This window comes from Xanthomonas campestris pv. campestris str. ATCC 33913 (assembly GCF_000007145.1).
Lineage (GTDB): Bacteria > Pseudomonadota > Gammaproteobacteria > Xanthomonadales > Xanthomonadaceae > Xanthomonas > Xanthomonas campestris.
In genome coordinates, this window is the sequence record NC_003902.1 from 287248 (window position 1) to 311385 (window position 24138).

Here is a 24138-nt window from a genome sequence, read left to right on the forward strand (position 1 = left end):
CCACTGCGTTCATCCATCCAATCCAACGGCACATGCCACACGCGACGAAACCCGCTAGCGTGGCCGGCTGCTGTTACCCACTCAGGAATTACACGCCATGTCGCGTACCGTCGTTCTGGCCGCTGCCATCACCCTGGCACTGGCTGCTTGTTCTGGAAAAGATTCGTCCGGTAAGGAGTCCACCACCGTGCCCGAGAAGACCGCTACCACCCAGACCCCGGATGCCGCGCCGAACCCGCTGCTGACCGCCAGCACGCTGCCGTTCCAGGCGCCGCCGTTCGACAAGATCCAGGACAGCGATTACCTGCCTGCGTTCGAAGAAGGCATGCGCCAGCATCTGGCGGACGTGCGCAAGATTGCCGACAACCCCGAGCCGGCCAACTTCGACAACACCATCGAGGCGATGGAGCGCAGCGGCGAAACGCTCACCCGCGTCTCGCGCATTTTCTTTGGCCTGGTGCAGGCCGATACCAGCGACGCCCGCCAGAAAATCCAGGAAGAGGTGGCGCCCAAGTTGGCCGCGCACCAGGACGAGATCAATCTGGATCCCAAGCTGTTCGCACGCGTCAAGGCGATCTACGACCAACGCGACACGCTCAGCCTGGAGCCGGAGCAAAAGCGCCTGGTCGAACGCCATTACGAAGAGCTGGTGCGCGCCGGTGCGCAGCTGTCCGACGCCGACAAGACCACCTTGCGCAAGCTCAACGTGGAGGAGACCACGCTCTCCACGCAGTTCCATACCAAGCTGGTGGCTGCCTCGGCTGCTGCCGCCGTGGTGGTCGACGACAAGGCCAAGCTCGATGGCTTGAGCGAGGGCGACATCGCCGCCGCCGCCGATGCCGCCAAGGCGCGCAAGCTCGATGGCAAGTATCTGCTGACCCTGCAGAACACCACCCAGCAGCCGGTGCTGGCTTCGCTGAAGGACCATGACCTGCGCGCGCAGGTGATGAAAGCCTCGCAAACCCGTGCCGAACAGGGCGACGCCAACGACACCCGCCAGACCATCCAGCGGCTGGCGCAGCTGCGCGCGCAAAAAGCCAAGCTGCTCGGCTTCGACAGCTACGCCGCCTACAGCCTGGGCGACCAGATGGCCAAGACGCCGGAGGCCGCGCTCAAGCTGTTGACCGACACCGTGCCGGCGGCGACCGCCAAGGCGCGCAGCGAAGTGGGCGAGATGCAGAAGGTCATCGATGCGCAGCAGGGCGGCTTCAAGCTCGCTGCGGCGGATTGGGACTTCTACGCCGAGCAGGTGCGCAAGGCCAAGTACGACCTGGACGAATCGCAGATCAAGCCGTATTTCGAACTGGACAACGTGCTGCAGAACGGCGTTTTCTACGCGGCCACGCAGCTGTATGGCATCACCTTCAAGCAGCGCACCGACATCCCGACCTATCACGCGGACATGAAGGTGTACGAAGTGTTCGATGCGGACGGCACCTCGATGGCGCTGTTCTACACCGACTACTTCAAGCGCGACAGCAAGTCCGGTGGCGCCTGGATGGATGTGTTCGTGGAGCAGGACGGGCTGACCGGCACCAAGCCGGTGGTCTACAACGTGTGCAACTTCACCAAGCCCGCCGCGGGCCAGCCGGCGCTGCTGAGCTTTGATGACGTCACCACCTTGTTCCATGAGTTCGGTCACGCACTGCATGGCATGTTCTCCAAGGTGAAGTACCCCTCGATCGCCGGCACCAGCACCTCGCGTGACTTTGTCGAGTTCCCCTCGCAGTTCAACGAGCACTGGGCGTCCGACCCGAAGGTCTTCGCCAACTACGCCAAGCACTACCAGACCGGTGCAGCGATGCCCGATGCCCTGGTGGAGAAGATCAAGAAGGCCAAGACCTTCAACAGCGGCTACGCCACCACCGAGTACTTGTCGGCGGCATTGCTCGACCTGGCCTGGCACACCCAGCCGGCCGATGCACCGCTGCAGGACGTGAGCAAGTTCGAGGTCGATGCGTTGAAGCGCTTCAAGGTCGATCTGGCCGAAGTCCCGCCGCGCTACCGCAGCACCTATTTCGACCACATCTGGGGCGGCGGTTATTCGGCCGGCTACTACGCCTATTTCTGGTCGGAAGTGCTCGATGACGACGCGTTCGAGTGGTTCAAGGAAAATGGCGGCCTGACCCGCAAGAACGGCGACACCTTCCGCGCCAAGATCCTTTCGCGCGGCAATACCGTGGATCTGGCGACGCTGTACCGCGATTTCCGTGGCAAGGATCCCAGCGTCAAGGCGCTGTTGGAAAACCGTGGTTTGACGGAGTAAGTGATGCGCGTGGGTCGTTGACGTATGCGCGTGTAGTGCATGCGGTTAGCAATCGAAACGGGATGGCCGCAAGGCCATCCCGTTTTTGTTGCGTCGCTTTTGATGCGCCGCGGTCGGCGCCGCATCATGCCGGTTGCGGCGCCTGATCATCCTCGATCTGCACGATCACTTCGTGCGACTGCGATGTGGGCGCTGTTCCCGGACGCAGCCGCTCCACTGCCTGCGGCAGGGTCAGCGACGGCGCGGCCTGCGCTGCGGAGGACGTGGCACCGTGCGGTTGGGTGAGCGCTTTGGCCTGACCCAACAGCTGTTCCACATCGTTGCCTTGCAGTAGCGCGTTGATCGCTCGGCTCGCCTTGGTCGCCCGACGCTGGGACAGCGCTTCGTTGGCCCCCCCCATCACGCCACGTAAGACTTGCTGCTTCAATCCGATGTCGGTGTCGCCCTCACGGCGATTGTTCTTGACGGTGATGGCGGTGTGCTGATTCAGCGCGCCGACCGTAGCCATGGTTCCGGACAGGGCAGAGATCGCCAGGGTCTGTGCGGTCGGCACGTTGCGCGTTCCACCCTGCGCCGCAGAGCTGGCCTTGCCGATCACCGAGGATGCCGCGCTGCCCAGCACGCCGAGATGGAACATCTGGCCAATGCGTTGGGCGGTCTGTGCGGAGAACTCGCGCGAGGTGTACTTCTTGGCGATATCGTTGATCAGTTGCTCCGACACCACCGACTTCTCGGCGCCGAGCAGCACCGCTGCAGCGACACCGTCTGGATCGAGTTCGTCCAACTTGCCTTCGCGCAAGGCTTGTAGATCCTGGCTCAGCAGTTTCAGTGCCTTCGCCGGGCCGGCGCCGTGGCCCGCTTGCAGATCCAGGTTGTCGGCGTCCGCCGTCCCCTGCGGCGAGGGCGACGCGGCCAGTTCCGCCTTGAGCGCTTTTTCCATCGACACCAGTCCGTTGATGACGCGTTTCACCAGAGCCTGCGTGGGAGACTGGATCAGTTTGCGCAGTTTGATCTGATCGATCTCCTCTGCCGCAACCGGCTCGCCACGTGCAAGTTTCAATTTACCCGTCTCGGTCAATACATCGGCGTACAGCAGATTGAGCTTGTTGTTGTAGTCCTGTTTTGCCTGTTCGTCGAAGCCGGCGGCCACATGCTGCGCAGCTGTCATCAACAGGGCACCGACGGTCTGCGCGGTCGGCGACAGCGCCCGCATTGCGCCGGTTTTGCTCAGCAGGCCCAGCATGCCCGCCAATGGCGAACGCAGGATGCGCGGGACGGCCTGCCAGCGATTGCCCATCCATTGCCGGTCGTGCGCGCCCTGGGTCATGACAAAGTCGTGCTGCGCCTGATGCAGGCGCTTTTCGGCTTGCAGCAATTGGTGGGCAGCGGCGATGAGGGCGTCAGTTGGCGGTGCGGCGGGAGTCTGGTCTGCGGCGCGCTTGAGTTGTCTGAAATTTTCTAAGCACCCGCTGAATTCGACAATATGCCTTTCCAGCGCCTTCGCAAGGTCCGGTAGCCAATGCTTGTCGTTGATCTGATTCTTGTCCGGCACGATGACGTGACCGCCATGCTCGCGGATGGATTCGCACAGGCTGACCACTGCCGACTGCTGGGCCGCATTCATCGGTGCGGCGACGGCCGCTGTTGCAAAGCCCAATCCTGCGCCTGCCCATGGCTGACGGGTTGCGTAGTTGATCCACGGCGAAACGATGAACTGCATCGCATTGTTTAGAAAACTACCGGTGGGATTGGGCATGCCGGACAACAGCGCGGTGCGTCGTAAGTCGGAAACCTCGACGTCGCTCAATCCCTGCGCCTGGTACCAAGCCATCGCATCCGTTTCGTGGATGCGGCTCAACAAATCTGTGTGTGTCGCTGCGCGTTCCTGCACGCCGGTGGTGTCCGGCAGTTTCATCGGCCTGACCTTGTTGATCAATTCGGCGGCCAGTTGCGGCTCGACGGCACGGTTGTTGTCGTCAGCCAGTTTCTCTTTGAGTCGCACCAGCGACGCTTTGCCAGGATGCGACGGCATTACAGGCTGCGAAATCTGCAGACCAACCGTGTGCAGGTGGCTAGCCGTATGAAATGCGTCCGCAGTGGCGTCTGCGGTCTCCTTGCCGCGCTTGTTCGGGCGGCTGGATAGCTTGGTCAATGGGCCACCGGGCTGGGCATCCGAATGGCTGGGCGAGGCATCCTGGGACGCTTCTTCTTCGATCTCATGGATGTGAGCACTCGACGCTGACACAGTGCGACTGGGCGGATTGGCAGATGCAGCAGGTTTCATCAGATTTCTCCTGGCGCTTGATGCAGTGGCGGCATCGATCAATGGCCGGTGCCGAGGAATGCGATCGCCTCGCAGCCCTGAGCTGGGCGCATTGTCGAGGGGCGGCGTGGTCGCCATGGCTCGAAAAGAGCACTGAGTTCAAGCACGCGACGAAACCGTTGCCGATGAAAGATCAAACTGCGGATCGCATTGCTCAGAGATTGAACCACTCTACAGTGTGCATCTTTGCCGGATAGCAGAACCGATGTCGCTGCACCCGAATCCCCCTGTAGGTGTGGGCGCCAAGGTCGGGTGCGCTGCTTCCCATGGCAGGGTTGGTGAAGCGTCACGCGGCGACGGGTGCCGCGCGCATCCGCGTGCGAGGTGTGCCATCAAAACGTCATGGCAACGCGTCGGCATGCCTCAGGCCAGTTACCGCGTCACCACCATTCCATCCGACGCCGCTGCCGCCGCATCCTGCCGCCACCAACGCACGCGATTGGCCGGCGCCTGCAGATCCACCCGCTCGCCCATGCACGGCGTGACCAGCGCAACGCCGGCGCTATCGGCCAACGCCACGATCCGGTCCAGCGGCTCCTGCCAGGCGTGCATGGCCAGATCGAAGGTGCCGTTGTGGATCGGCAGCAGCGTCTGCCCGCCCACGTCCAGATATGCCTGCAGGCTCTGCTCCGGTTGCATGTGCACATGCGGCCATTGCTGGTCGTAGGCGCCGTTTTCGATCAGCGCCACATCGAACGGGCCGAGCTGCTCACCGATGGTCTTGAAGTGCGGCGCGTAGCCACCGTCGCCGCTGAAGAACACCCGCAGCTCCTCGTGCTGGATCACCCACGAGCACCACAGCGAGCGGCCGCTATCGAACAACCCGCGCCCGGAAAAGTGCTGCGATGGCGTGGCGGTGAGCTGCACACCGTCCACGTTGAGCGAGTCCCACCAGTCCAGCTGCCGCACCTTGGCCGGGTCCACGCCCCAACGTACCAGTAAATCGCCCACGCCCAGCGGCGCGACGAAAACGCCAACGCGGTCGGCCAGTGCGCGGATGGTGGCGCGGTCCAGGTGGTCGTAGTGGTTGTGCGACAGGATCACCCCGGCCAGCGGCGGCAGGTCGGCCAGTGCAATCGGCGGGGCATGGAAGCGTTTGGGGCCGGCGAAGGAAAACGGCGAGGCGCGCTTGGCGAACACCGGGTCGGTGAGCCAGAAACCGCCGGCCAGCTTCAGCAACACGGTGGAGTGGCCAAGCCGGTACAGGCTGCGGTCCGGCGCGGCGAGCAGCTGCGCGCGAGTCAGCGGCAACACCGGCGGTGGTGTGGACGGTACGGTGTCGCGTGGCTTGTCGAAGAAGAACGTCCACAGCAACCGCAGCTGCTCGCCCAGGCGCAGCGAGGTGGTCAGCGTGGGCTGGGCGTTGCGAAACCGGCCATTGCGGAACTGCGGCGAAGCGGCATAAGCGGAAGAAGGGGGGGGCACGGGCGGAATCCGTCGGCGGGGAAGTGATTACACTGCACAGTGTAGTTTCCGCGACGTGAAAGTAAACTGCCCGGTGTAAAATCAGCGCATGTCCATTCACTCGTCCACTTTCGCTGCGCCGCAGCGGCTGACCGACCGCAAGCGTCACGCGATCCTGGAAGCGGCGATCGCCGAGTTCCGCCAGCAGGGCTTCGAGGCGACCAGCATGGACCGCATCGCGGCCACCGCTGGCGTCTCCAAGCGCACGGTTTACAACCATTTCCCCAGCAAGGACACGCTGTTCGGCGAGATCCTGCGCGGGCTATGGCAGCGCAGTGCCGAGGCGGTGAGCCTGGCGTATCAGCCCGGCCAGCCATTGCGGCCGCAGCTGCTGGAGTTGCTGCAGCAGAAGCTGCGGCTGCTGGAAGACCCGGCCTTCATCGACCTCTCCCGCGTGGCGATTGCCGAGGGCATCCACTCGCCGGCGCGGGCACGCGAACTGCTCGCGCAGCTGGGCAGCAAGGAGGAAGGCACCACCACCTGGGTGCGCGCCGCGCTGGCCGACGGCCGGCTGGTGGCAGTGGACCCGGCCTTTGCCGCACAGCAATTGCAGGCCCTGGTGAAGGGCTTTGCGTTCTGGCCGCAGCTGGCCCTGGGCCAGCCGGCCCTGTCGCCGGAAGAACAGGCGCAGGTCGCGGCGTCGGCGGTGGACATGTTCCTGGGCGTGTACGCGCGTCAGTGAGTGCGCATTGCGCGTGCCGGGCGTTGGCTCTTGGATGGCGGGCACGCGCGCAAGCCGCTACAGATGACCTGCGTCAGTCGGCACGTACGCATGCAAGCCGTGCTGCCTGCCGTCGGGTTGGCGCCCCAACTCCTGGAGACGCCCAGCTGTGCCGCCCACGACCTGCGGGTCACGCGCTTCCAGCGAAGCGGCCTGCAGGCCGAGCGGCCCCGCAGTCGCCGCTAGTCCTTCGACCACACCGCCAGCGCATAACCGTGCGGATCGGTGAAGTGGAAGCGCCGCCCGCCGGGAAAGGCGAACACCGGCCGGGTGATCTGCCCGCCGGCGGCTTCGATGCGCGCCTGGCTCTGTGCCAGGTCATCGGAGGCCAGCACCACCAGGGCGCCGCCGGGCTGCGGCGTGCCGTGGAAGAATCCACCGCTGAGCCGGCCATCGCGGAACTCGCAGTAGTCGGGGCCGTAGTCCTGAAAGGTCCACGCGAAGGCCTCGCCGTAAAAGGCCTTGGCGGCGGCGATCGAGGTGACGGCGAATTCGAGATAGTCGATACGGTGCTGGGTGTCCACGGCGGGTCCTTGCGAAGGCGAGGGCCCCAGCATGCCGGCCGCGCGCACCTGTGGCTTGGCGAAAACGGCCAACTCACCGCGCGTGTTGCTGCACCAGCTCGCGCGGCGCCAGCCCGGCCAACTGGCGGGCATCGCGTACCAGGTGCGGCGCATCGCCGTAACCTGCGGCCAGCGCGGCGTCGGTCAGGGTGCGGTGCCGGTGTGCAATGGCCAAAAAGCGCTGCAGCCGCAGAATCCGCTCCAGGGTCTTGGCGCCATAACCGAAGGCGGTCTGGCAGCGCCGCCGCAGCGCACGCTCGCTGATGCCCAGCGTGGCGGTGAGCGCGGCCAGCTGCATCGGCATGCCGGCCGCCAGCTGTGCGAACAGCCAGGCCATGGTCGGGTCGCTGCGGCCAGCGTGCTGCTGACACAGTGCCTGCAGCGTCAGCACGGGGTCGGCGCCGTCTTCGAGCCGGTGCTGCCAGGCCAGCCCGGCGGTGCCCCACAACGCGTCCAATGCCACGCGCTGGTCGGTGAGCGTGTGCAATGCGGTGCCCAGCACCGCCGTGGCCGCCCCGGGCGCCAGGCGCACACCGCTGAGCACGCGCCCGGCCGGCACGCAGGCCAGGTTGGCCGCGCGATCCGGCCCGGCCACGAACAGCTGCGCACCATCCCAGATCAGGTCGACATGCGCGTCAGGCAGCACCCGCACCGGCGCGTCCGCCGCCGCACCCTGGCGAAATCGCCAGCTGCACAGCAGTTGTCCGCGCAACGCGGCAGGTGCGGCGCGTTCGGCATAACGGCTCACAAGGTCGGTCATCGTAGCGGGCATGGCGCGTGGACGTAGAGCTCAGCGTAGCGCGCGCTCAGCGCTCGGAGTGACCACTCTCGTCGTAGCCGCGCGGGGTGAACAGGTCCGGCTGGATCAGTTCGATAAAGGCGCGTGCCTGCGGCGAGAGGTATTTGCCCTTGCGCACCACCACGCCGTAGCTGCGGGTGGGGAAATAATCCTTGAGCGAGCGTGTGGCGAGTTTGTCGCGGTCGGCGTCGGTGACGCAGATCGCGGTGACGATGGAAATGCCCATGCCCATCGCCACGTATTGCTTGATCACCTCCCAACCGCCCACTTCCAAGGCCACGGTGTAGGGCACGCGTGCCTGTTGGAAGATCAGATCGACCAGCCGATAGGTCACTTGCCTACGCGGCGGCAGGATCAGCGGATACGGCGACAGATTCTGCAGCGTAACTATCGGCTTGCTTGCCAGCGGGTGATCGGGCGGGGTGATCAATAACTGTTCGAAGCGATATACCGGCGCGTAGTTGAGGTCGGCCGGCACGTCCAGCATCGAGCCGACTGCCAGGTCCACCGCATCCTCGCGCAGCAGATCGGTGCCATCGGCGCTGATGGCGTTGTGCAGTGTCAGGCGCACGTCCGGATGGCGCGCGCGGAAGTTGGCCACGATGCGCGGCAGCAGGTACAGGATGGTGGAGCTGTTGGCGGCGATATTGAGCTCGCCGGCGTCCAGCCCGCGCACTTTCTCGCGGAAGGCGGCCTCCAGGCCGTCCAGGCTTTCCACCAGCGGCAGCGCCATGTCGTACAGCAGCTGGCCCTCGCGGCTGGGCGCCAACCGCCGGCCGGAGCGTTCGAACAGCGCCACCCCCAGGTCACGCTCCAGCGCCTGCAACTGCAGGGTCACCGCCGGCTGGCTCACATATAGTGCCTCAGCGGCGCGTGAGACAGAGCCCAGTCGCACCGTCTGGCAGAACGCGCGCAGCGGCTTGAGGCGGTCGGATTTGTAGGAAAACCGAGGGGTTGGCGCCATGGCTTTAGGGGTTTGCGCCTAACTATAAGTCAGGCTTATTTACAGCATTGATAAAACTGCTTTGTCAAATAGATTGCCGAGGCGCAGGTTGGAGCTCCGGATCACACCAGGATTCCCCCAATGTCTGCCACCGCCGCTTCCGCCCGTCCCGTCGCCGCTGACCGTGCCACTCCCGGCGTGTCGCTGACCACCCAGCTGGCGGGCCAGGCCGAGCTGCTCCCCGCTGCCGCGCTGGCCCTGCTGGTGTCGCTGCACCGGGCGATCGAGCCTGGCCGCCAGCAGCGGCTGGCGCAGCGTCGCAGCCGCCAGGCCGCGTTCGACGCCGGCCAGTTGCCCGACTTCCGCACCGACACCCGTGCCATCCGCGCCAGCGACTGGCGCGTAGCCGAACTGCCGGCCGCCCTGCAGGACCGCCGGATCGAGATCACCGGCCCTACCGATCCGAAGATGGTCATCAACGCGCTGAACTCCGGCGCCAAGGTGTTCATGGCCGACTTCGAAGATTCCACCGCGCCTACCTGGCGCAACCTGCTGGCCGGGCAGCGCACGTTGGCGGCCGCGGTGCGCGGCGAGCTCACATTCGATGCGCCCAACGGCAAGCACTACGCGCTGCGTCCGGAACACGAACGTGCGGTACTGATCGTGCGCCCGCGTGGCTGGCACCTGGACGAGAAGCACGTGTTGATCGATGGCCAGCCGATGGCCGGCGGCCTGTTCGATGCGGCGCTGTTCGCCTTCCACAACGCACGCACGCTGATGGCCAAGGACCGCGGCCCGTACCTGTATCTGCCCAAGTTGCAGAGCATGGAAGAAGCCGCGCTGTGGGAGACCGCGCTGGCGCATATCGAAGCGATGCTCGGCCTGCCGCACGGGCAGATCAAGGTCACCGTGCTGATCGAAACGCTGCCTGCGGTGTTCGAGATGGACGAGATCCTGCACGCCTTGCGCGCACGCATCGTCGGGCTCAATTGCGGCCGTTGGGACTACATCTTTTCGTACCTGAAAACCTTTCGCGCACATCCGGACCGCGTGTTGCCCGAGCGTGGCCAGGTCACCATGACCCAGCCGTTTCTCAAGGCGTATTCGGAACTGCTGATCAAGACCTGCCATCGTCGCGGCGCGCATGCGATGGGCGGCATGGCCGCGCAGATTCCAATCAACCACGACGAGGCCGCCAACGAACAGGCCATGGCGCGCGTGCGTGCCGACAAGCTGCGCGAAGTCAGCGCCGGCCATGACGGCACCTGGGTGGCGCACCCGGCACTGATTCCGGTGGCGATGGCGGTGTTCGACGAGCACATGCCCACCGCGCATCAACACCATGTGCTGCGCAACGATGTGCACATCACCTCCGACATGTTGATTGCCACACCGCCCGGCGGCATCACCCGCGCCGGTTTCGAGGGCAATGTCGAGGTCTGCGTGCGTTACCTGGCCGCGTGGCTGGACGGCAATGGCTGCGTGCCCATCCATAACCTGATGGAAGATGCGGCCACTGCGGAAATCAGCCGCGCGCAGCTGTGGCAGTGGCTGCATCACGGCCGCCATCTCGATGACGGCACCGCCATCGACCAGCACCTGCTCGACACCACTCTGCGGCAGTTGCCGGCGCGCCTGGGCACCACTGCTGGCGTGCCGGGCGGCGCACGTATCGCCGAGGCCATCGGCTTGCTCGACCAACTGAGCCGCGCCGAGGAACTGGCCGACTTCCTCACGGTGCCTGCGTATCGCCTGATCGACTGACCGCCGCGCGCATGCGCCGGCTACGGCAGGCGCATGCGCGCATACCGATGCACCCCAGAACACCCGCGTTGCAGCTGCGTGCTGCGCGCAATGGCAACGCCTTGCCTGCAATCACGCAGCACCGCACCACATCACACCGCCCAACACCGCTGCATTTGCCCCATCCCTGCCCGAGGAGACGCACGATGAGCACACCGCTGCAGACCGCCGAACAGATTCAGCATGACTGGGCCACCCACCCGCGCTGGGCCGGCATCACCCGCAATTACACCGCCGCCGATGTGGTGCGCCTGCGCGGCACCGTGCACGTCGAGCATTCGCTGGCACGGCTGGGCGCGGACAAACTCTGGACATCGCTGCATGCCACGCCCTTCGTCAACGCCTTGGGCGCGCTCACCGGCAACCAGGCGATGCAGCAGGTCAAGGCCGGCTTGAAGGCGATCTATCTCTCCGGTTGGCAGGTGGCGGCCGACGCCAATCTGGCCGGGCAGATGTATCCGGACCAATCGCTGTACCCGGCCGATTCGGTGCCGGCGGTGGTCAAGCGCATCAACAATACCTTGCTGCGCGCCGATCAGTTGCACCATGCCGAAGGCGATGATGCGATCGACTTCCTGCAGCCGATCGTGGCCGATGCCGAAGCCGGTTTCGGTGGCGTGCTCAATGCCTTCGAACTGATGAAGGCGATGATCGAAGCTGGCGCAGCCGGCGTGCATTTCGAGGACCAGCTGGCCTCGGTGAAAAAATGCGGACACATGGGTGGCAAGGTGTTGGTGCCGACCCGCGAAGCGATCGAGAAATTGAATGCCGCGCGGCTGGCCGCCGATGTGCTGGGCGTGCCCACCGTCTTGATCGCACGCACCGACGCCGAAGCCGCCGACCTGATCACCAGCGACGTGGACGACAACGACCGCGGTTTCACCACCGGCGAGCGCACTGTGGAAGGCTTTTTCAAGACCCGCAACGGCCTGGACCAGGCCATCAGTCGCGGCCTGGCCTATGCGCCGTACGCGGATGTGATCTGGTGCGAAACCGGCAAGCCGGACCTGGAGTTTGCCCGCGCCTTTGCGCAGGCCATCCATGCCAAGTTCCCCGGCAAGCTGCTGGCCTATAACTGCTCGCCCAGCTTCAACTGGAAGAAGAATCTGGACGACGCCACCATCGCCAGGTTCCAGACCGAACTGGCCAGCTATGGCTACAAGTTCCAGTTCATCACCCTGGCCGGCTTCCACGCGCTGAATTACGGTATGTTCCACCTCGCCCACGGCTATGCGCGCAGCCAGATGAGTGCCTTTGTCGAGCTGCAGCAAGCCGAGTTCGCGGCCGCAGAGCGTGGCTTTACTGCGGTCAAGCACCAGCGCGAAGTGGGCACCGGCTACTTCGATGCAGTGACGCAGGCGATTCAGCAGGGGCAGTCCTCGACCACCGCATTGCGTGGCTCCACCGAAGAAGCACAGTTTCACGGCGAGAAGGCGGCTTAGCCTGCAGCGGGCCGCCAGCGTGCCGACCCCGGGAGGGGGAAGGGTCCGGGAAACCGGACCCTTTTTTTGCGCTGAAAACCCGTCATTTCGTCTCTTTGTCTGTGAGAACAAGTGTGATCTGGTGCTGAACAAAGCCCTCATGTACGATTCGACGACGGGCCGGCGCTGCAGGTCGGCCTAAGGGATCTGGATGACCTGCCATACCTCCAACGGCGCCGTCGAACCGACTGGAAGCGTTGCCAAAACACTCTCCGATGGGCTGCATGCCTTGATGACCGCCGAAGAACTCGCGTTTTTCGCGCGTTTCGGCCGTATGCGCGAGATCGCCGCAGGCCAGGCCTTGTTCGAACGCGGCGCGGTGGGCACGCAGATGTTCATCGTGGTCACCGGCCAGATCGACCTGGATTTCGGCGAAGACCTGATGCTCAAGCATCTGGGCCCGGGCGAGTTCTTTGGCGAGCTCGGCCTGCTGATCGGCGACCACGCCCGCAGTGCCGGCGCCAGCGCTTCGGTCGACAGCCGCCTGATCGAACTGGCACACGACGATTTCCAGCGCCTGGTCGATCACGACCCGTCGATGGTGGCGCATTTCCTGCGCCGCTCCATCGTGCGCGTGGTCAATAACGAGCAATTGCTGATCCGCCAGCTGCGCCGCCGCAACCACGACCTGGAAGCGGCGCTGGACAATCTCTACGTCACCTCGCATCAGCTCAACCACACCGAAGAACTCAGCCGCACCGACGAGCTCACCGGCCTGCACAACCGCCGCGGCCTTGCGCTGCATTTGCAGGAATGTCGCCGCGGTGGCGGCGCGCCGGGCGTGGGCCTGATCCTGATCGACTGCGACCGCTTCAAGCACATCAACGACGAGTACGGCCACCTGGCCGGCGACCGCGTGCTGCAGAACGTTGCCCACGCGCTGCGCTCGGTGATCGCCGAAGGCGACCTGGTCTGCCGCCTCGGCGGCGACGAATTCTGCGTGCTGGTGGCGCAAGGTTCGATCGAGCTGGTGCAGCACATGGGCGAATGCATCGTCAACGCAGTGCAGGCGCGCCAGGCCAGCAGCCCGGATGGCTGCCACAGTTGCTCGGTGAGCGTGGGCGTCTGCAGCATCGACGCCAGCACCTCCTATAACGACTGGTATACGCGCGCGGACACTGCGCTGTACCAGGCCAAGCGCCAGGGCGGCAACAGCCTGTGCGTCTATGAAGCATTGCCGTTGGACAACAGCTAAACGATGACCATCCGCAGCCACGCACGCAAGGAGGCGTCGTCGGAAGCGATCCAGGCACCGCGTCTACGCACCCTGTTGTTGACCGACCTGTGCGATTCCACCGCGCTGGTCGAACGCATTGGCGACAACGCCGCCGCCGCACTGTTCCGCGAGCACGACCATCTGGTGGTCAAGCTGCAGCAGCATTGGCGCGGGCGATTGATCGACCGCTCCGACGGCTTGCTGCTGTTGTTCGATCGCCCGATCGACGGCCTGGGCTTTGCGCTGGACTACGCGCGCGGCCTCAAGCTGCTGGGCGAGACGCGCGACCTGGTCGTGCGTGCGCGCCAGGGCCTGCATGTGGGCGAAGTGCTCACCTGGCGCAACAGCGATGAAGCGGTGAGCATCGGCGCCAAACCGCTGGAAGTGGAAGGCCTGGCCAAGCCCACCGCGGCCCGCCTGATGTCGATGGCCCGGCCCGGGCAAATCCTGCTCTCGGCGGTGGCCGAATCACTCACCCACCGCGCCGCCCGCGAACTCGGCACACCCAGCGAGCGCCTGCTGTGGAAATCCCACGGTCGCTGGCGCTTCAAAGGCATGCCCACGCCGATGGAGATCTACGAAGTCGGCGAAGTCGGCCTCACGCCGCTGCGCGCGCCAAAGAGTTCTGCCAAGGCATGGCGGGATATTCCGTTGTGGCGGCGGCCGGCGGCGTTGCTTGCCGAGGCGCTATTGGTGACCACGGTGTGTGTTGCGATCTGGTTCTTCACCCGCGCCGAGCCCGCAATTGCGTTCGCCGAACGTGACTGGGTGGTGGTGGGGGATCTGCGGAACCTGACTGGCAACACGGTGCTTGACAACTCATTGGAGCAGGCACTGCGGATCAGTCTGGAGCAGTCGCGCTACGTCAATGTGCTGAGCGACATGAAAATGCGTGACACGGTGACGCGCATGAAGCGCGACCCGGACCGTGTGGTTGTCGATCGCGCCATCGCCTCGGAGATTGCGATACGTGATGGCGCCAGCGCCGTCATCCTGCCCACCGTTGCCGAGATCGGCGGCAAGCTGCGCCTGAGCGTGGAGCTGGTGGACCCGCGCACGCAGACCACGGTGTACTCGGAATTCGTGCAGGGAAATGGGCTGCCGTCTGCGCTCTCTTCGGTTGATCAGCTCACGCGAAAATTGCGTCAGGGCCTGGGCGAAGTAGTAGCCTCGATCGACAAGACCTCCGTCCCGCTACCGGCGGTTACCACGGCAAGTCTTGATGCGCTGCGCGCCTATGCACTGGGTGTGGATGCCACGGTCAAAGGTCAATGGCGCGAAGGTCTGGAGCTGTTCAATCGCGCCGTCGCCATCGATCCGGAATTTGCATTGGCGTATCTCGGCGCCGCCCGGATCAAGGTGGCGATATCAGACCGCACGGGAGCGCTTCCCTACCTCGACAAGGCCATTCGCTTTCGACAGCGCCTGCCGCAACGTGATCAGCTGTATCTGGACGCCTGGGCGGCAGAGTTACGTGCGCCGGACAAGGCGCTGTCGTTGTGGAGAACCCTGGCATCACTGTATCCGGACAACTTCGCCGGGACTGCAAATGCATCGTGGCATCTCTTCGAGGCCAACCGTTTTGCCGAAGCGCTGCCGTACGCGCAGGCTGCCGATGTACCGCAGGATCCGTTGCGTTCGATTGCCGCCGACCGCGTAGGCCGAATTTTGCTGGCCCAGGGAAAGCCGGAGGCGGCGCTGCAACGTTTTGCCACCTCCGGTGACGCCGATCGCGCTGGTCCGCTGCGGCGGCAAGCCAACGCGTTGGCGGTGCTGGAACGCTACCCAGACGCGCAGCGCGTGCTCGACCAGATCGTGGGCAATGGCTACAGCAATGATGATGTGGTCCCGTTGATCGACCGCACCAGCGTGGCGATCGATCAGGCGGATTGGGACGCGGCACGCAAGGCGATCGCGCGCGGCTTGCAGCACAGTCAACAACACGATGACTTCAACCATCGCCAGTTCTCGGTCATCGCAGCGACCACCGAGGCGTTGACCACGCCTTCCAGCGCAACAGCGACGCTGTTGAGGCCAACACTCGATCGCCTGGCCACTGCGGTCGTCAACGAGGATTGGGCAGCGGCCAACCTGCAGGACAGTGCAGCCATGGTGCTGATCGTTGCCAGTCAGGCGCAGCGCCATGGCGACGATGGCCTGACCGCGCGTGCGCTTGCAACGATCGAACCGGCACTCGCACACGAGACACCGATGCTTGCCGAGCTGCGTACCATCGTCGAAGCGCAGCACCTCGCGCTTGCGGGCGACACCAACGGGGCAATCGCACAGTTGCGGCCGCGCGAGGACGATCTGTTTCAGTCCCGTGTTGCGCTCTACAAGCTTTTGAGCGATGCGGGGCGGCATGCCGAGGCGTTGGCTCAGGCGCGTTGGCTCACGCAACAGCGCGGGCGCGCTTACATCGAAGCCAACGCATCGCAGACATTGCAGCCGCTCAACGTTGCGGATGCGCGTCTTGCCCAGTTGTGGGTTGCCGAGTCGTTGTACGCGCTTGGCCGCAACCAGGCGGCGCGCGAGCAGGCGCTGGCGTTTGTTCGCGCCTGGCCCGTCACGCGTCTGCCTGCTTACCTGCGCAGCAGGGTGGAGCGGATACTTTCCGATTCGAAGGCAAAGATGACCGTGTGATTGGTCTTTTCGGTCAGGTAGCTTTGCAGTTCCGCACGCGCCTGGGCGATGTCTTCCTTCGATGCAAGCTGTTGAGTGGTCATGCAGAAATAGGGCTCGCCTGCGACCGGTGCGCTGTCGTTCGCGCTCGCGCCACACGCGCCGATCTTGGCCAGTGCTTGTGCCGGATTGCAGCGAAAGCAGTCACGGAAGGTGTCGTCACTGGAAAGCAGTTCAAGCAGCTTGTCAGCGGTGGTTGCGTCTAACGGGGCATGGACGTTGTTGGCTGGGTCGGTCATCGGTCTGTTCTGAAGGGTGAGGGTGGGTGCAACGCCAGTGAGCTGACACAATATCGACCGTGCTCATGCGTCCTTGAGAGATCCCCATGCAACTACGTCGCTGTGCCACGCTATTTTTTGAACTTCGCGACGCTGCGGTGTTTGATCTCTCGCAGCTGCTCGCAGGAGGCGATGGTCTGCGTCGGCGCATCCGTTGCTTTGCGTTGGCGCCGCATCTGGATGCAGAGGTCGAAATCGCCGCAGCCGATCGCGAGTGGCTGAGTACATTGAGCAGCGTGCGCTGGTGCGCTGTGGATCAGCTGCCATCCTTGCCCGAGTCGCTTGATCAGTTGATCAAGCAAGGCCTGGTGATCAGTGATCAGCCAGAGCACGCACAGCACCGCAGCAACGACGAACAGGTCCAGCAGCAGCGCTGGTGGCCTCTGGCCGCGCTGTGGCATCGCTTTGCACGCTGGCGAGGCGAAGACAGCGTGGCAACGATGGAAGCACAGGGCATGACAACGGCCGAAGGCATGGTGGAGCGTCTCGGCGCACCTCCGCCAGAGGTGGTGGACCGTGGCGACGCTGGCCAGCGAATCCCGTTGCCGCGTGCCACGCCAGGGCCTTTTGATGCGCTGTTGGCCCGCCGCGTGACCTGCCGCAATTTCGACCCGCAACGTTTGCTCTCTGCCGAATTGTTGGGGCAGATGTTGGAGCGCAGCGTCATGGCGCGTGCGCGCGTCGAGGTGGGGCATGACACGGCGTTTCTAAAGAAGCCGGTTCCCTCCGGGGGGAGTCTGCATCCCACGGAAACCTATCTGCTGGTGCAGCGTGTGCAGGGAGTGGACAGTGGGCTGTACCACTATCGCCCGCTGGAGCACGCGCTTCAACGGTTGCCATCGCCTGCGCAGCCGCTTGCTGCTGTTGCGCGCAATGCCCTGTCAGGGCAGCACTGGTTTGCCGATGCGCCGGTGCTGATGATCCTGGCGCCACGCTTCTTGCGTAGCTTCTGGAAGTATCGCAATCACGCCAAGGCCTATCGCGCGATGATCCTGGACGTAGGGCATATCGCACAGACCGTCTATCTCAGTGCGACCGATCTGGGTTTGGGCGCGTTTGTCACCTCTGCCATCAATGAGGTCGACATCGAACAAGTGCTCGGACTCGACGGGCTGCAGGACGGGCCATTGGCCATCTGCGGATTTGGCTGGCGTGCCGAGCAGATGCGCAACACGGAGCTGGACCCTGGCGGTGCGATCTGGTCCCAAGCAGGTAATCCAGCGCAGGCTGGTAACCACGTGTAAGGCCAATTTCAAGCTGTCCGCGCCAACGATCCGAGAGGCGAGAGCGAGGCGCGCCACACGCAGCGCGTGCGCCAGACATCGGTTCCAGAATAGATAAAACACTGGCTGGCCCCAACGATACGGCCTGAATTTTCGCGCTGCAGAAATAACCACGTAGAGCGGTTCGTCGCCAGCGTCCACTGGCGACGAACCGCATCGCCAGGCCTACTTCCGAATCGCCTGCGTATGCGTCTTCAATGCATCGGCCAGGCCAGTGATGCGGTCTGCGCCCTCGGGCACGGTGATGCTGGAGCCTTCGAAGTCCGCGCCGATGGGTTGTGCGCGGCCGCCCAGGCATTGGCTCAGGAACCCTTCGGTCACTGCGTTGAACGCCTTGCTGTTCTCCGGGCGCTGGAAGCCGTGGCCTTCATCGGGGAACAGCACGTAGGTCACCGGGATGTTCTTGGCCTTCATCGCGTTGACGATCTGGTCGCTTTCGGCCTGTTTGACGCGCGGGTCGTTGGCGCCCTGGCCAATCAGCAGCGGTTTGCTGATCTTGTCGACGTGGCTGAGCGGCGAGCGCTCGGTGAGCCACTGCTTGCCGGCGGCGGTGGCCGGGTCACCCATGCGCTTGGTCAGTTGCTTGTAGAAGCTGGCCCAATAGGGCGGCACGGTGCCGAGCAAGGTGTTGAGGTTGGCCGGGCCCACGATGTCCACGCCGCACTTGAACGCGTCCGGGGTGAAGGTCATGCCCACCAGCGTCGCGTACCCGCCGTAGCTACCGCCCATGATGGCGACGTCCTGCGGCGTGGTGACGCCCTGCTTGACCGCCCATTGCACCGCGTCGAGCAGGTCGTAGTGCATCTTGCCGGCCCACTCGCCGTTGCCGGCGTTGGTGAACGCCTTGCCGAAGCCGGTGGAGCCGCGGAAGTTCACCGACAGCACTGCGTAGCCGCGGTTGGCCAGCCATTGCTCGTACGCGCCATAGCCATAACTGTCGCGCGCCCACGGGCCGCCGTGCACGAACAGCACCAACGGCACTGCTTTATCGGCCTTGCCATCATGGTTGCTGTCGGCCTCGGCCGGTAGCGACAGGTAGCTGACCAGTTTTAGGCCGTCGCGTGCGGCAATCTCCTGCGGCCACATCGGCACCAACGGTTTGCCCTCCAGCGCCGGGCGTGCGGAGAACAGCTTGGTGAGCTTGCCGCCATCGGCACGGTCGTAGCGGTAGTAGGTCAGCGGGGTTTCGGCGGCCGAATAGGCGACGATCCAGGTGCGGTCATCGAGCGTGCGTGCGGCAATGCCGGCATCGCCTGGGCCGAGGGATTTGAGCTTCTGCAGGTCGGCGGCGATGCTGGTGTCCAGCGTCTTCCACTCTTCGCGCAGATAGTCGGTGGACACGGCCTGCACCACGCCGGTCTTGGGGTCGTTCAAGGTGCTGCCGGCATCGGCGCGCGCGTCTTCGAACAGCAGCGTGCGTGCATTGCTGGCGGTGTCGATCGCGTACAGCGCGGCGGTATCGCGGTTACGCGAGTCCAGCATGTAGAGCGTCTTGCCGTCATCGGTGAGGCCGGCCGGCGCGGTATTGGTGACATCCTCGAACGGGATGCGGTCCACGCTCTTCCAACCCTTGCCCTCGGGCACCAGTAACTCGCGGCCGGCGTCATCGGTGGCGCGGGTGGCGTAGCGCAGCTGGTAATTGCCATCGAGCAGGTAGCTGTCCAGGCTGTCGGTGTTCTTCTGCACCAGGGTGCGTGTGCCCGAGGCCAGTTCGACCTTGTACAGGTCGTGCCATTTGGCATCCCGATCGTTCATGCCGACCATGATCGCGTCCGGATGCTGGTCGCTGATGCCGTACACCTCGGCGTTGGTCTTCTTGAACGGGGTGAGGTCCTTGCTGCTGCCATCGCTGAGGTTGACGGCATAGAGGTGGAAGTCCTCATCGCCGCCGGTGTCGCGCAGATAGAGCAAGGTGTCGCTGTGATAGGTCCAGTAATAACTGCGGATGCCGCGTGCGGTGTCCTTGGTGATGGCGCGCGCCTTGTCCGGCGCGTCGACCGGCGCCACCCACACGTTGAGCACGCCATCCAGTGGCGCGACCCAGCTGAGATATTTGCCATCGGGGCTGATGCGCACGCTGGCGCGCTCGGGATTGCCGAACAGGGCGTCGCGCGGGATCAATTCGGGCGCTGTGGCCGGCGCAGTCGCTGCCGGTGCCGCAGCGGGGGCGGCGGCGTCAGCGGTGTTGGCGGGCGCGGATTTGTCGCTGCAGGCGCTGAGCGCCAGGAGCAGGCTGGATGCGAGAAGCAGGCGTTGCATGAAAGCCTCCGGAGGGAACCTCGGCCAATCCAGCCGAAGCAGCCACGCTAGAGGCAGCGGCCGCCCCGGGGAACGTGCCGTTGGTCACGCTGGCGGATGCAACTACGCAGACGCGGACACGAATTCCACTAACGCGACACCGTCTGCGACCAGGTCGCCTTCGGCCACCAGATAGGCCTGCACGGTGCCGTCGGCAGGCGCATGCAGGGTGTGCTCCATCTTCATGGCTTCCAGCACCACCAGGGCCTGGCCACGGCGGACCGGTTCGCCGAGCGGCGCAACCAGCGCGACCACGCGGCCTGGCATGGGTGCGGTGAGGCCACCTTCGGCCTGCGCCGGTTGCTCGGCTTCGACCAGGGCATCGTGATGTTGGAAATGCGCGCGCTGCGCGCCACTGAGCACGGTGATGGCAGTGCCATCGCGCAGTATCTGCGCGCGCCATTGGCGGCCATCCATGTCCACACGCAGGTGCTCGCCGTGTGCGTGATAGCGCAGCGTGTGGGTTTGATCGGCACTGTCCACCTGCCAGCCATCGGCGGTGGGCCGCACCGCCAGTGTGCGGCGCTCGCCTGCGGCCTCCAGCACCAGCGTACGCGCGGCATGTGCGCCGATGCGCCAGCCATCGGCGAGTTGCCATGGCGAGAACGGGTCGGCCGGGTCGGCGGCGGCGTGCGGTGCGGCTTCGGCCACCAGCACCGCGGCCAGGCACCACCATGCCATGGGCGGCGGCTGCGGCGCGGGAAACAGCGCCGCCTGCTCGCGTTCGATCAGGCCAGTGTCCAGGTCGGCAGTCGCAAACGCCTGCGTGCTGACCAGCCGCGCCAGGAACGCGCTGTTGGTGGTCACCCCGATCGCATGGCAGTGTGCCAATGCGTCGCGCATGCGCGCCAGCGCGGCGGGGCGGTCGTGATCCCAGACGATCAGCTTGGCGATCATCGGGTCGTAATACGGGCTGATGGTGTCGCCCTGTTCCACACCGGCATCGATGCGCACGTGCGCGCTCGCGGCCGGCAGGCGCAGTTGCCGCAAGGTGCCGGTGGAAGGCAGGAAGCCGCGGTCGGCATCTTCTGCGTACAGGCGCGCTTCCAGGGCATGGCCATGGATGCGCAATTCGTCCTGGCGCTTGGGCAGCGGCAGGCCGGCGGCCACGCGCAGCTGCCAGTCCACCAAATCGGTGCCGGTGATCAGCTCGGTGACAGGGTGCTCCACCTGCAGCCGGGTGTTCATTTCCATGAAATAAAAATCGCCGTCCGGCCCGGCGATGAATTCCACCGTGCCGGCGCCCACGTAGCCCACCGCCCGTGCGGCATCCACTGCCGCCTTGCCCATCGCCGCGCGGCGCTGTTCGGTCATGCCGGGTGCGGGGGCTTCGTCCAGCACTTTCTGATGGCGGCGTTGCACCGAGCAGTCGCGTTCGAACAGATGCACCACCGCGCCATGGGTATCGGCGAACACCTGGATCTCGATGTGCCGTGGGCGCTCGACGTATTTTTCCACCAGCACATGCGCATTGCCGAACGCCGATTGCGCTTCGCGCTGACAGCTGGCCAACGCGTCTTCGAATGCTGCGCTGGCATCCACGCGGCGCATGCCCTTGCCGCCGCCGCCGGCGCTGGCCTTGATCAGCACCGGGTAGCCGATCGCATCGGCCTGTGCGCGCAGAAACGCAGGTGCCTGCTCGTCGCCGTGGTAGCCCGGCGTCAGCGGCACGCCGGCGCGCTGCATCAGCGCCTTGGCAGCACTCTTGTCGCCCATCGCGCGGATCGCTTGCGCGGGCGGGCCGATGAATACCACCCCTGCCTGCGCGCAGGCGTCGGCAAACCCGGCGTTTTCCGATAAAAACCCGTAGCCGGGATGGATCGCCTGTGCATCGCTGGCGCGTGCCGCGGCAAGGATGGCGTCGCCGCGCAGGTAGCTTTGCTGCGCCGGTGACGCACCAATATGGATCGCTTCATCTGCCAGACGCACGTGGCGCGCGTCGCGGTCGGCATCCGAATACACCGCCACGGTGGCGATGCCCAGCCGGCGGCAGGTGGCGATGACGCGGCAGGCGATTTCGCCGCGGTTGGCGATCAGCACCTTGTCGAAATACGGCTGGCCTTTGCCAGTGATGGAGGCGTGCTGGGGCATGTCGTGCTGGGTCATGGCAAAGCTCTCTGCACGCCGCCGTGGTGGCGGGTGGAAGGTCGAAGAAGAAACAACCGCTGCGGCAGGTCACTGCCCATCACGGCGCACTCCAAAGCTGCATCGTTGCATTGCGTTGCATTGCGTTGCATTGCGTTGCATTGCATTGCATTGCATTGCATTGCATTGCACTGCGCCGGCACGGCGCTGTGGTGCGTACGCACGTGGCGCGCTGCGGCCCCGCAGCCGAAAACACTCCTGCGTGTATCCACGCGCATCGTGTCGTTTCGGCGAGCCGGCACGCCGCATCTGCATCACATCCGGAACACGCCGAAGCGCGTGGCGTCGATCGGCGCATTCAAGGCGGCCGACAACCCCAGGCCCAGCACGCGGCGGGTATCGGCCGGGTCGATGATGCCGTCGTCCCACAGGCGCGCGCTGGCGTAATACGGGTGGCCTTGCTGTTCGAACTGCGCACGGATTGGCGATTTGAAGGCTTCTTCGTCGTCGCCCGACCACGCGCCGCCCTTGGCTTCGATGCCATCGCGCCGCACGGTTGCCAACACGCTGGCAGCCTGTTCGCCGCCCATCACGCCGATCCGCGCATTCGGCCACATCCATAAAAAGTTGGGCGAATACGCGCGGCCGCACATGCCGTAATTGCCGGCGCCGAACGAGCCGCCAATCACCACGGTGAACTTGGGCACCTTGGCGCAGGCCACGGCCATCACCAGCTTGGCGCCGTCCTTGGCGATGCCGCCGTGCTCGTATTTACGGCCCACCATGAAGCCGGTGATGTTCTGCAGGAACACCAGCGGAATGCCGCGCTGCGTGCATAGTTCGATGAAATGCGCACCCTTGAGCGCGGACTCGGAAAACAGGATGCCGTTGTTGGCGATGATGCCAACCGGGTATCCATGCAGGTGCGCAAACCCGGTCACCAGGGTGCTGCCGTAGCGCGGCTTGAATTCGTCCAGGCGCGAGTCGTCCACGATACGCGCGATCACTTCGCGCACGTCGTAGGGCCTGCGCGTATCAGCCGGAATCACGCCATACAATTCGTCGGCGGCATGCCGCGGCGGCAGCGGTGCCTGCACCGCCATGGAGAGCGCAGGCTTGCGCCAGTTGAGTTGCGCAATGATCGCGCGCACCCGTGCCAGCGCCTGTAGATCGTTGTCGGCGAAATGATCGGCCACCCCGGAAATGCGCGTGTGCACATCCGCACCGCCCAATTCTTCAGCGCTGACTTCTTCACCGGTGGCGGCTTTGACCAGGGGCGGGCCGCCGAGGAAGATGGTGCCCTGCTCGCGCACGATCACCGTTTCATCGCTCATCGCCGGCACGTACGCGCCGCCCGCGGTGCACGAGCCCATCACGCAGGCGATCTGCGGGATGCCTTGCGCAGATAGATTGGCCTGGTTGTAGAAGATGCGGCCGAAGTGATCGCGGTCCGGGAAGACCTCGTCCTGCAGCGGCAGGAACGCACCGCCGGAGTCGACCAGATAGATGCACGGCAGCCGGTTCTGCTGCGCGATTTCTTGCGCGCGCAGATGCTTCTTCACCGTCATCGGGTAATAGGTGCCGCCCTTGACGGTGGCATCGTTGGCCACGATCACGCATTCCACCCCGGACACGCGGCCGATCCCGGCCACCACGCCGGCGCAGGGCACCTGATCGTCGTACATGCCATGCGCAGCCAGCGGCGCAATTTCCAGCAGCGCACCGCCCGGGTCCAGCAGTGCATCGATGCGCGCACGCACCAGCAATTTACCGCGCGCGGTGTGCTTGGCACGGGCCGCCTCGCTGCCACCCAGCGCGGTGCGCGCCAGCGTGGCACGCAAGTCCTCGACCACCGCGCGCATCGCTGCCGCGTTGTGCTGGAAGCTCTCGCCGCCCACCTGCAGCTGGCTGTTGATCACGCTCATGATGGCTC

At 65.0% G+C, this 24138-nt stretch carries 16 protein-coding genes; 7 read left to right on the forward strand and 9 right to left on the reverse strand.

Annotated features, from left to right (window positions below; translation table 11 throughout):
* Window positions 1-97: 97 nt before the first annotated feature.
* On the forward strand, window positions 98-2266 hold the full coding sequence (gene dcp, locus XCC_RS01210) for a peptidyl-dipeptidase Dcp (protein ID WP_164923321.1): 2169 nt from the start codon (window positions 98-100) through the stop codon (window positions 2264-2266).
* A gap of 124 nt (window positions 2267-2390) precedes the next feature.
* Here the strand turns inward: dcp and xopN are convergent, their stop codons facing one another.
* Together xopN and XCC_RS01220 are read right to left on the reverse strand one after the other, a co-directional pair.
* Window positions 2391-4550: a type III secretion system effector XopN gene (gene xopN / locus XCC_RS01215; RefSeq protein WP_011035486.1), complete on the reverse strand. Its 2160-nt coding sequence runs from the start codon at window positions 4548-4550 to the stop codon at window positions 2391-2393.
* 411 nt (window positions 4551-4961) lie between these two features.
* The gene (locus XCC_RS01220) at window positions 4962-6014 is read right to left on the reverse strand and encodes an MBL fold metallo-hydrolase (RefSeq protein ID WP_011035487.1); all 1053 of its coding nucleotides are present in this window, start codon (window positions 6012-6014) and stop codon (window positions 4962-4964) included.
* Between the two features lie 88 nt (window positions 6015-6102).
* On the opposite strand from XCC_RS01220, the gene XCC_RS01225 reads away from it, so the two are divergent.
* Window positions 6103-6735 carry a TetR/AcrR family transcriptional regulator gene (locus tag XCC_RS01225; protein WP_011035488.1) on the forward strand — a complete coding sequence of 211 codons (633 nt, stop codon included), beginning with the start codon at window positions 6103-6105 and terminating at the stop codon, window positions 6733-6735.
* Between the two features lie 221 nt (window positions 6736-6956).
* Here the strand turns inward: XCC_RS01225 and XCC_RS01230 are convergent, their stop codons facing one another.
* The 3 genes from XCC_RS01230 to XCC_RS01240 are packed head-to-tail and all read right to left on the reverse strand — an operon-like array spanning window position 6957 to window position 9100.
* Window positions 6957-7331, reverse strand: a complete 375-nt coding sequence (locus tag XCC_RS01230; RefSeq protein ID WP_043877860.1) for a VOC family protein — start codon at window positions 7329-7331, stop codon at window positions 6957-6959.
* Between the two features lie 40 nt (window positions 7332-7371).
* On the reverse strand, window positions 7372-8097 hold the full coding sequence (locus XCC_RS01235; RefSeq protein WP_016944687.1) for a helix-turn-helix domain-containing protein: 726 nt from the start codon (window positions 8095-8097) through the stop codon (window positions 7372-7374).
* 46 nt (window positions 8098-8143) lie between these two features.
* On the reverse strand, window positions 8144-9100 hold the full coding sequence (locus tag XCC_RS01240; protein WP_011035491.1) for a LysR family transcriptional regulator: 957 nt from the start codon (window positions 9098-9100) through the stop codon (window positions 8144-8146).
* A 120-nt stretch (window positions 9101-9220) separates the two neighbouring features.
* Between XCC_RS01240 and aceB the strand changes: the two genes are divergently transcribed.
* The 4 genes from aceB to XCC_RS01260 all read left to right on the forward strand — a co-directional run bounded on the left by aceB (window position 9221) and on the right by XCC_RS01260 (window position 16222).
* Window positions 9221-10843, forward strand: coding sequence for a malate synthase A (gene aceB, locus XCC_RS01245; RefSeq protein ID WP_011035492.1), 1623 nt, complete (start codon window positions 9221-9223; stop codon window positions 10841-10843).
* 185 nt (window positions 10844-11028) lie between these two features.
* On the forward strand, window positions 11029-12324 hold the full coding sequence (aceA, locus tag XCC_RS01250; RefSeq protein ID WP_019237144.1) for an isocitrate lyase: 1296 nt from the start codon (window positions 11029-11031) through the stop codon (window positions 12322-12324).
* A gap of 190 nt (window positions 12325-12514) precedes the next feature.
* Window positions 12515-13558 carry a GGDEF domain-containing protein gene (locus tag XCC_RS01255; RefSeq protein ID WP_011035494.1) on the forward strand — a complete coding sequence of 348 codons (1044 nt, stop codon included), beginning with the start codon at window positions 12515-12517 and terminating at the stop codon, window positions 13556-13558.
* A gap of 3 nt (window positions 13559-13561) precedes the next feature.
* The gene (locus XCC_RS01260) at window positions 13562-16222 is read left to right on the forward strand and encodes a putative peptide modification system cyclase (protein ID WP_011035495.1); all 2661 of its coding nucleotides are present in this window, start codon (window positions 13562-13564) and stop codon (window positions 16220-16222) included.
* On the opposite strand, the gene XCC_RS01265 is transcribed toward XCC_RS01260, so the two are convergent.
* Window positions 16162-16500: an NHLP-related RiPP peptide gene (locus XCC_RS01265; RefSeq protein WP_016944685.1), complete on the reverse strand. Its 339-nt coding sequence runs from the start codon at window positions 16498-16500 to the stop codon at window positions 16162-16164. The genes XCC_RS01260 and XCC_RS01265 overlap by 61 nt on opposite strands.
* A gap of 86 nt (window positions 16501-16586) precedes the next feature.
* Between XCC_RS01265 and XCC_RS01270 the strand changes: the two genes are divergently transcribed.
* On the forward strand, window positions 16587-17783 hold the full coding sequence (locus tag XCC_RS01270; RefSeq protein ID WP_019237145.1) for a putative peptide maturation dehydrogenase: 1197 nt from the start codon (window positions 16587-16589) through the stop codon (window positions 17781-17783).
* A gap of 204 nt (window positions 17784-17987) precedes the next feature.
* Here the strand turns inward: XCC_RS01270 and XCC_RS01275 are convergent, their stop codons facing one another.
* The 3 genes from XCC_RS01275 to XCC_RS01285 all read right to left on the reverse strand — a co-directional run bounded on the left by XCC_RS01275 (window position 17988) and on the right by XCC_RS01285 (window position 24130).
* Window positions 17988-20081 (reverse strand): S9 family peptidase, encoded by a 2094-nt coding sequence (locus XCC_RS01275; protein ID WP_011035498.1) that lies wholly within the window; start codon window positions 20079-20081, stop codon window positions 17988-17990.
* Window positions 20082-20183: 102 nt separating this feature from the next.
* Window positions 20184-22211: an acetyl/propionyl/methylcrotonyl-CoA carboxylase subunit alpha gene (locus tag XCC_RS01280; protein ID WP_011035499.1), complete on the reverse strand. Its 2028-nt coding sequence runs from the start codon at window positions 22209-22211 to the stop codon at window positions 20184-20186.
* A 308-nt stretch (window positions 22212-22519) separates the two neighbouring features.
* On the reverse strand, window positions 22520-24130 hold the full coding sequence (locus tag XCC_RS01285) for a carboxyl transferase domain-containing protein (RefSeq protein ID WP_011035500.1): 1611 nt from the start codon (window positions 24128-24130) through the stop codon (window positions 22520-22522).
* Between the last annotated feature and the right edge of the window lie 8 nt (window positions 24131-24138).

Coding starts and splice junctions, on each gene's coding strand:
- XCC_RS01275 (WP_011035498.1), bottom strand. CDS start 20,081: ATGCAACGCCTGCTTCTCGCATCCAGCCTGCTCCTGGCGCTCAGCGCC.
- XCC_RS01260 (WP_011035495.1), top strand. CDS start 13,562: ATGACCATCCGCAGCCACGCACGCAAGGAGGCGTCGTCGGAAGCGATC.
- XCC_RS01240 (WP_011035491.1), bottom strand. CDS start 9,100: ATGGCGCCAACCCCTCGGTTTTCCTACAAATCCGACCGCCTCAAGCCG.
- XCC_RS01255 (WP_011035494.1), top strand. CDS start 12,515: ATGACCTGCCATACCTCCAACGGCGCCGTCGAACCGACTGGAAGCGTT.
- XCC_RS01235 (WP_016944687.1), bottom strand. CDS start 8,097: ATGACCGACCTTGTGAGCCGTTATGCCGAACGCGCCGCACCTGCCGCG.
- XCC_RS01225 (WP_011035488.1), top strand. CDS start 6,103: ATGTCCATTCACTCGTCCACTTTCGCTGCGCCGCAGCGGCTGACCGAC.
- XCC_RS01280 (WP_011035499.1), bottom strand. CDS start 22,211: ATGCCCCAGCACGCCTCCATCACTGGCAAAGGCCAGCCGTATTTCGAC.
- xopN (WP_011035486.1), bottom strand. CDS start 4,550: ATGAAACCTGCTGCATCTGCCAATCCGCCCAGTCGCACTGTGTCAGCG.
- XCC_RS01285 (WP_011035500.1), bottom strand. CDS start 24,130: ATGAGCGTGATCAACAGCCAGCTGCAGGTGGGCGGCGAGAGCTTCCAG.
- XCC_RS01230 (WP_043877860.1), bottom strand. CDS start 7,331: ATGCTGGGGCCCTCGCCTTCGCAAGGACCCGCCGTGGACACCCAGCAC.
- XCC_RS01270 (WP_019237145.1), top strand. CDS start 16,587: ATGCAACTACGTCGCTGTGCCACGCTATTTTTTGAACTTCGCGACGCT.
- aceB (WP_011035492.1), top strand. CDS start 9,221: ATGTCTGCCACCGCCGCTTCCGCCCGTCCCGTCGCCGCTGACCGTGCC.
- aceA (WP_019237144.1), top strand. CDS start 11,029: ATGAGCACACCGCTGCAGACCGCCGAACAGATTCAGCATGACTGGGCC.
- XCC_RS01265 (WP_016944685.1), bottom strand. CDS start 16,500: ATGACCGACCCAGCCAACAACGTCCATGCCCCGTTAGACGCAACCACC.
- dcp (WP_164923321.1), top strand. CDS start 98: ATGTCGCGTACCGTCGTTCTGGCCGCTGCCATCACCCTGGCACTGGCT.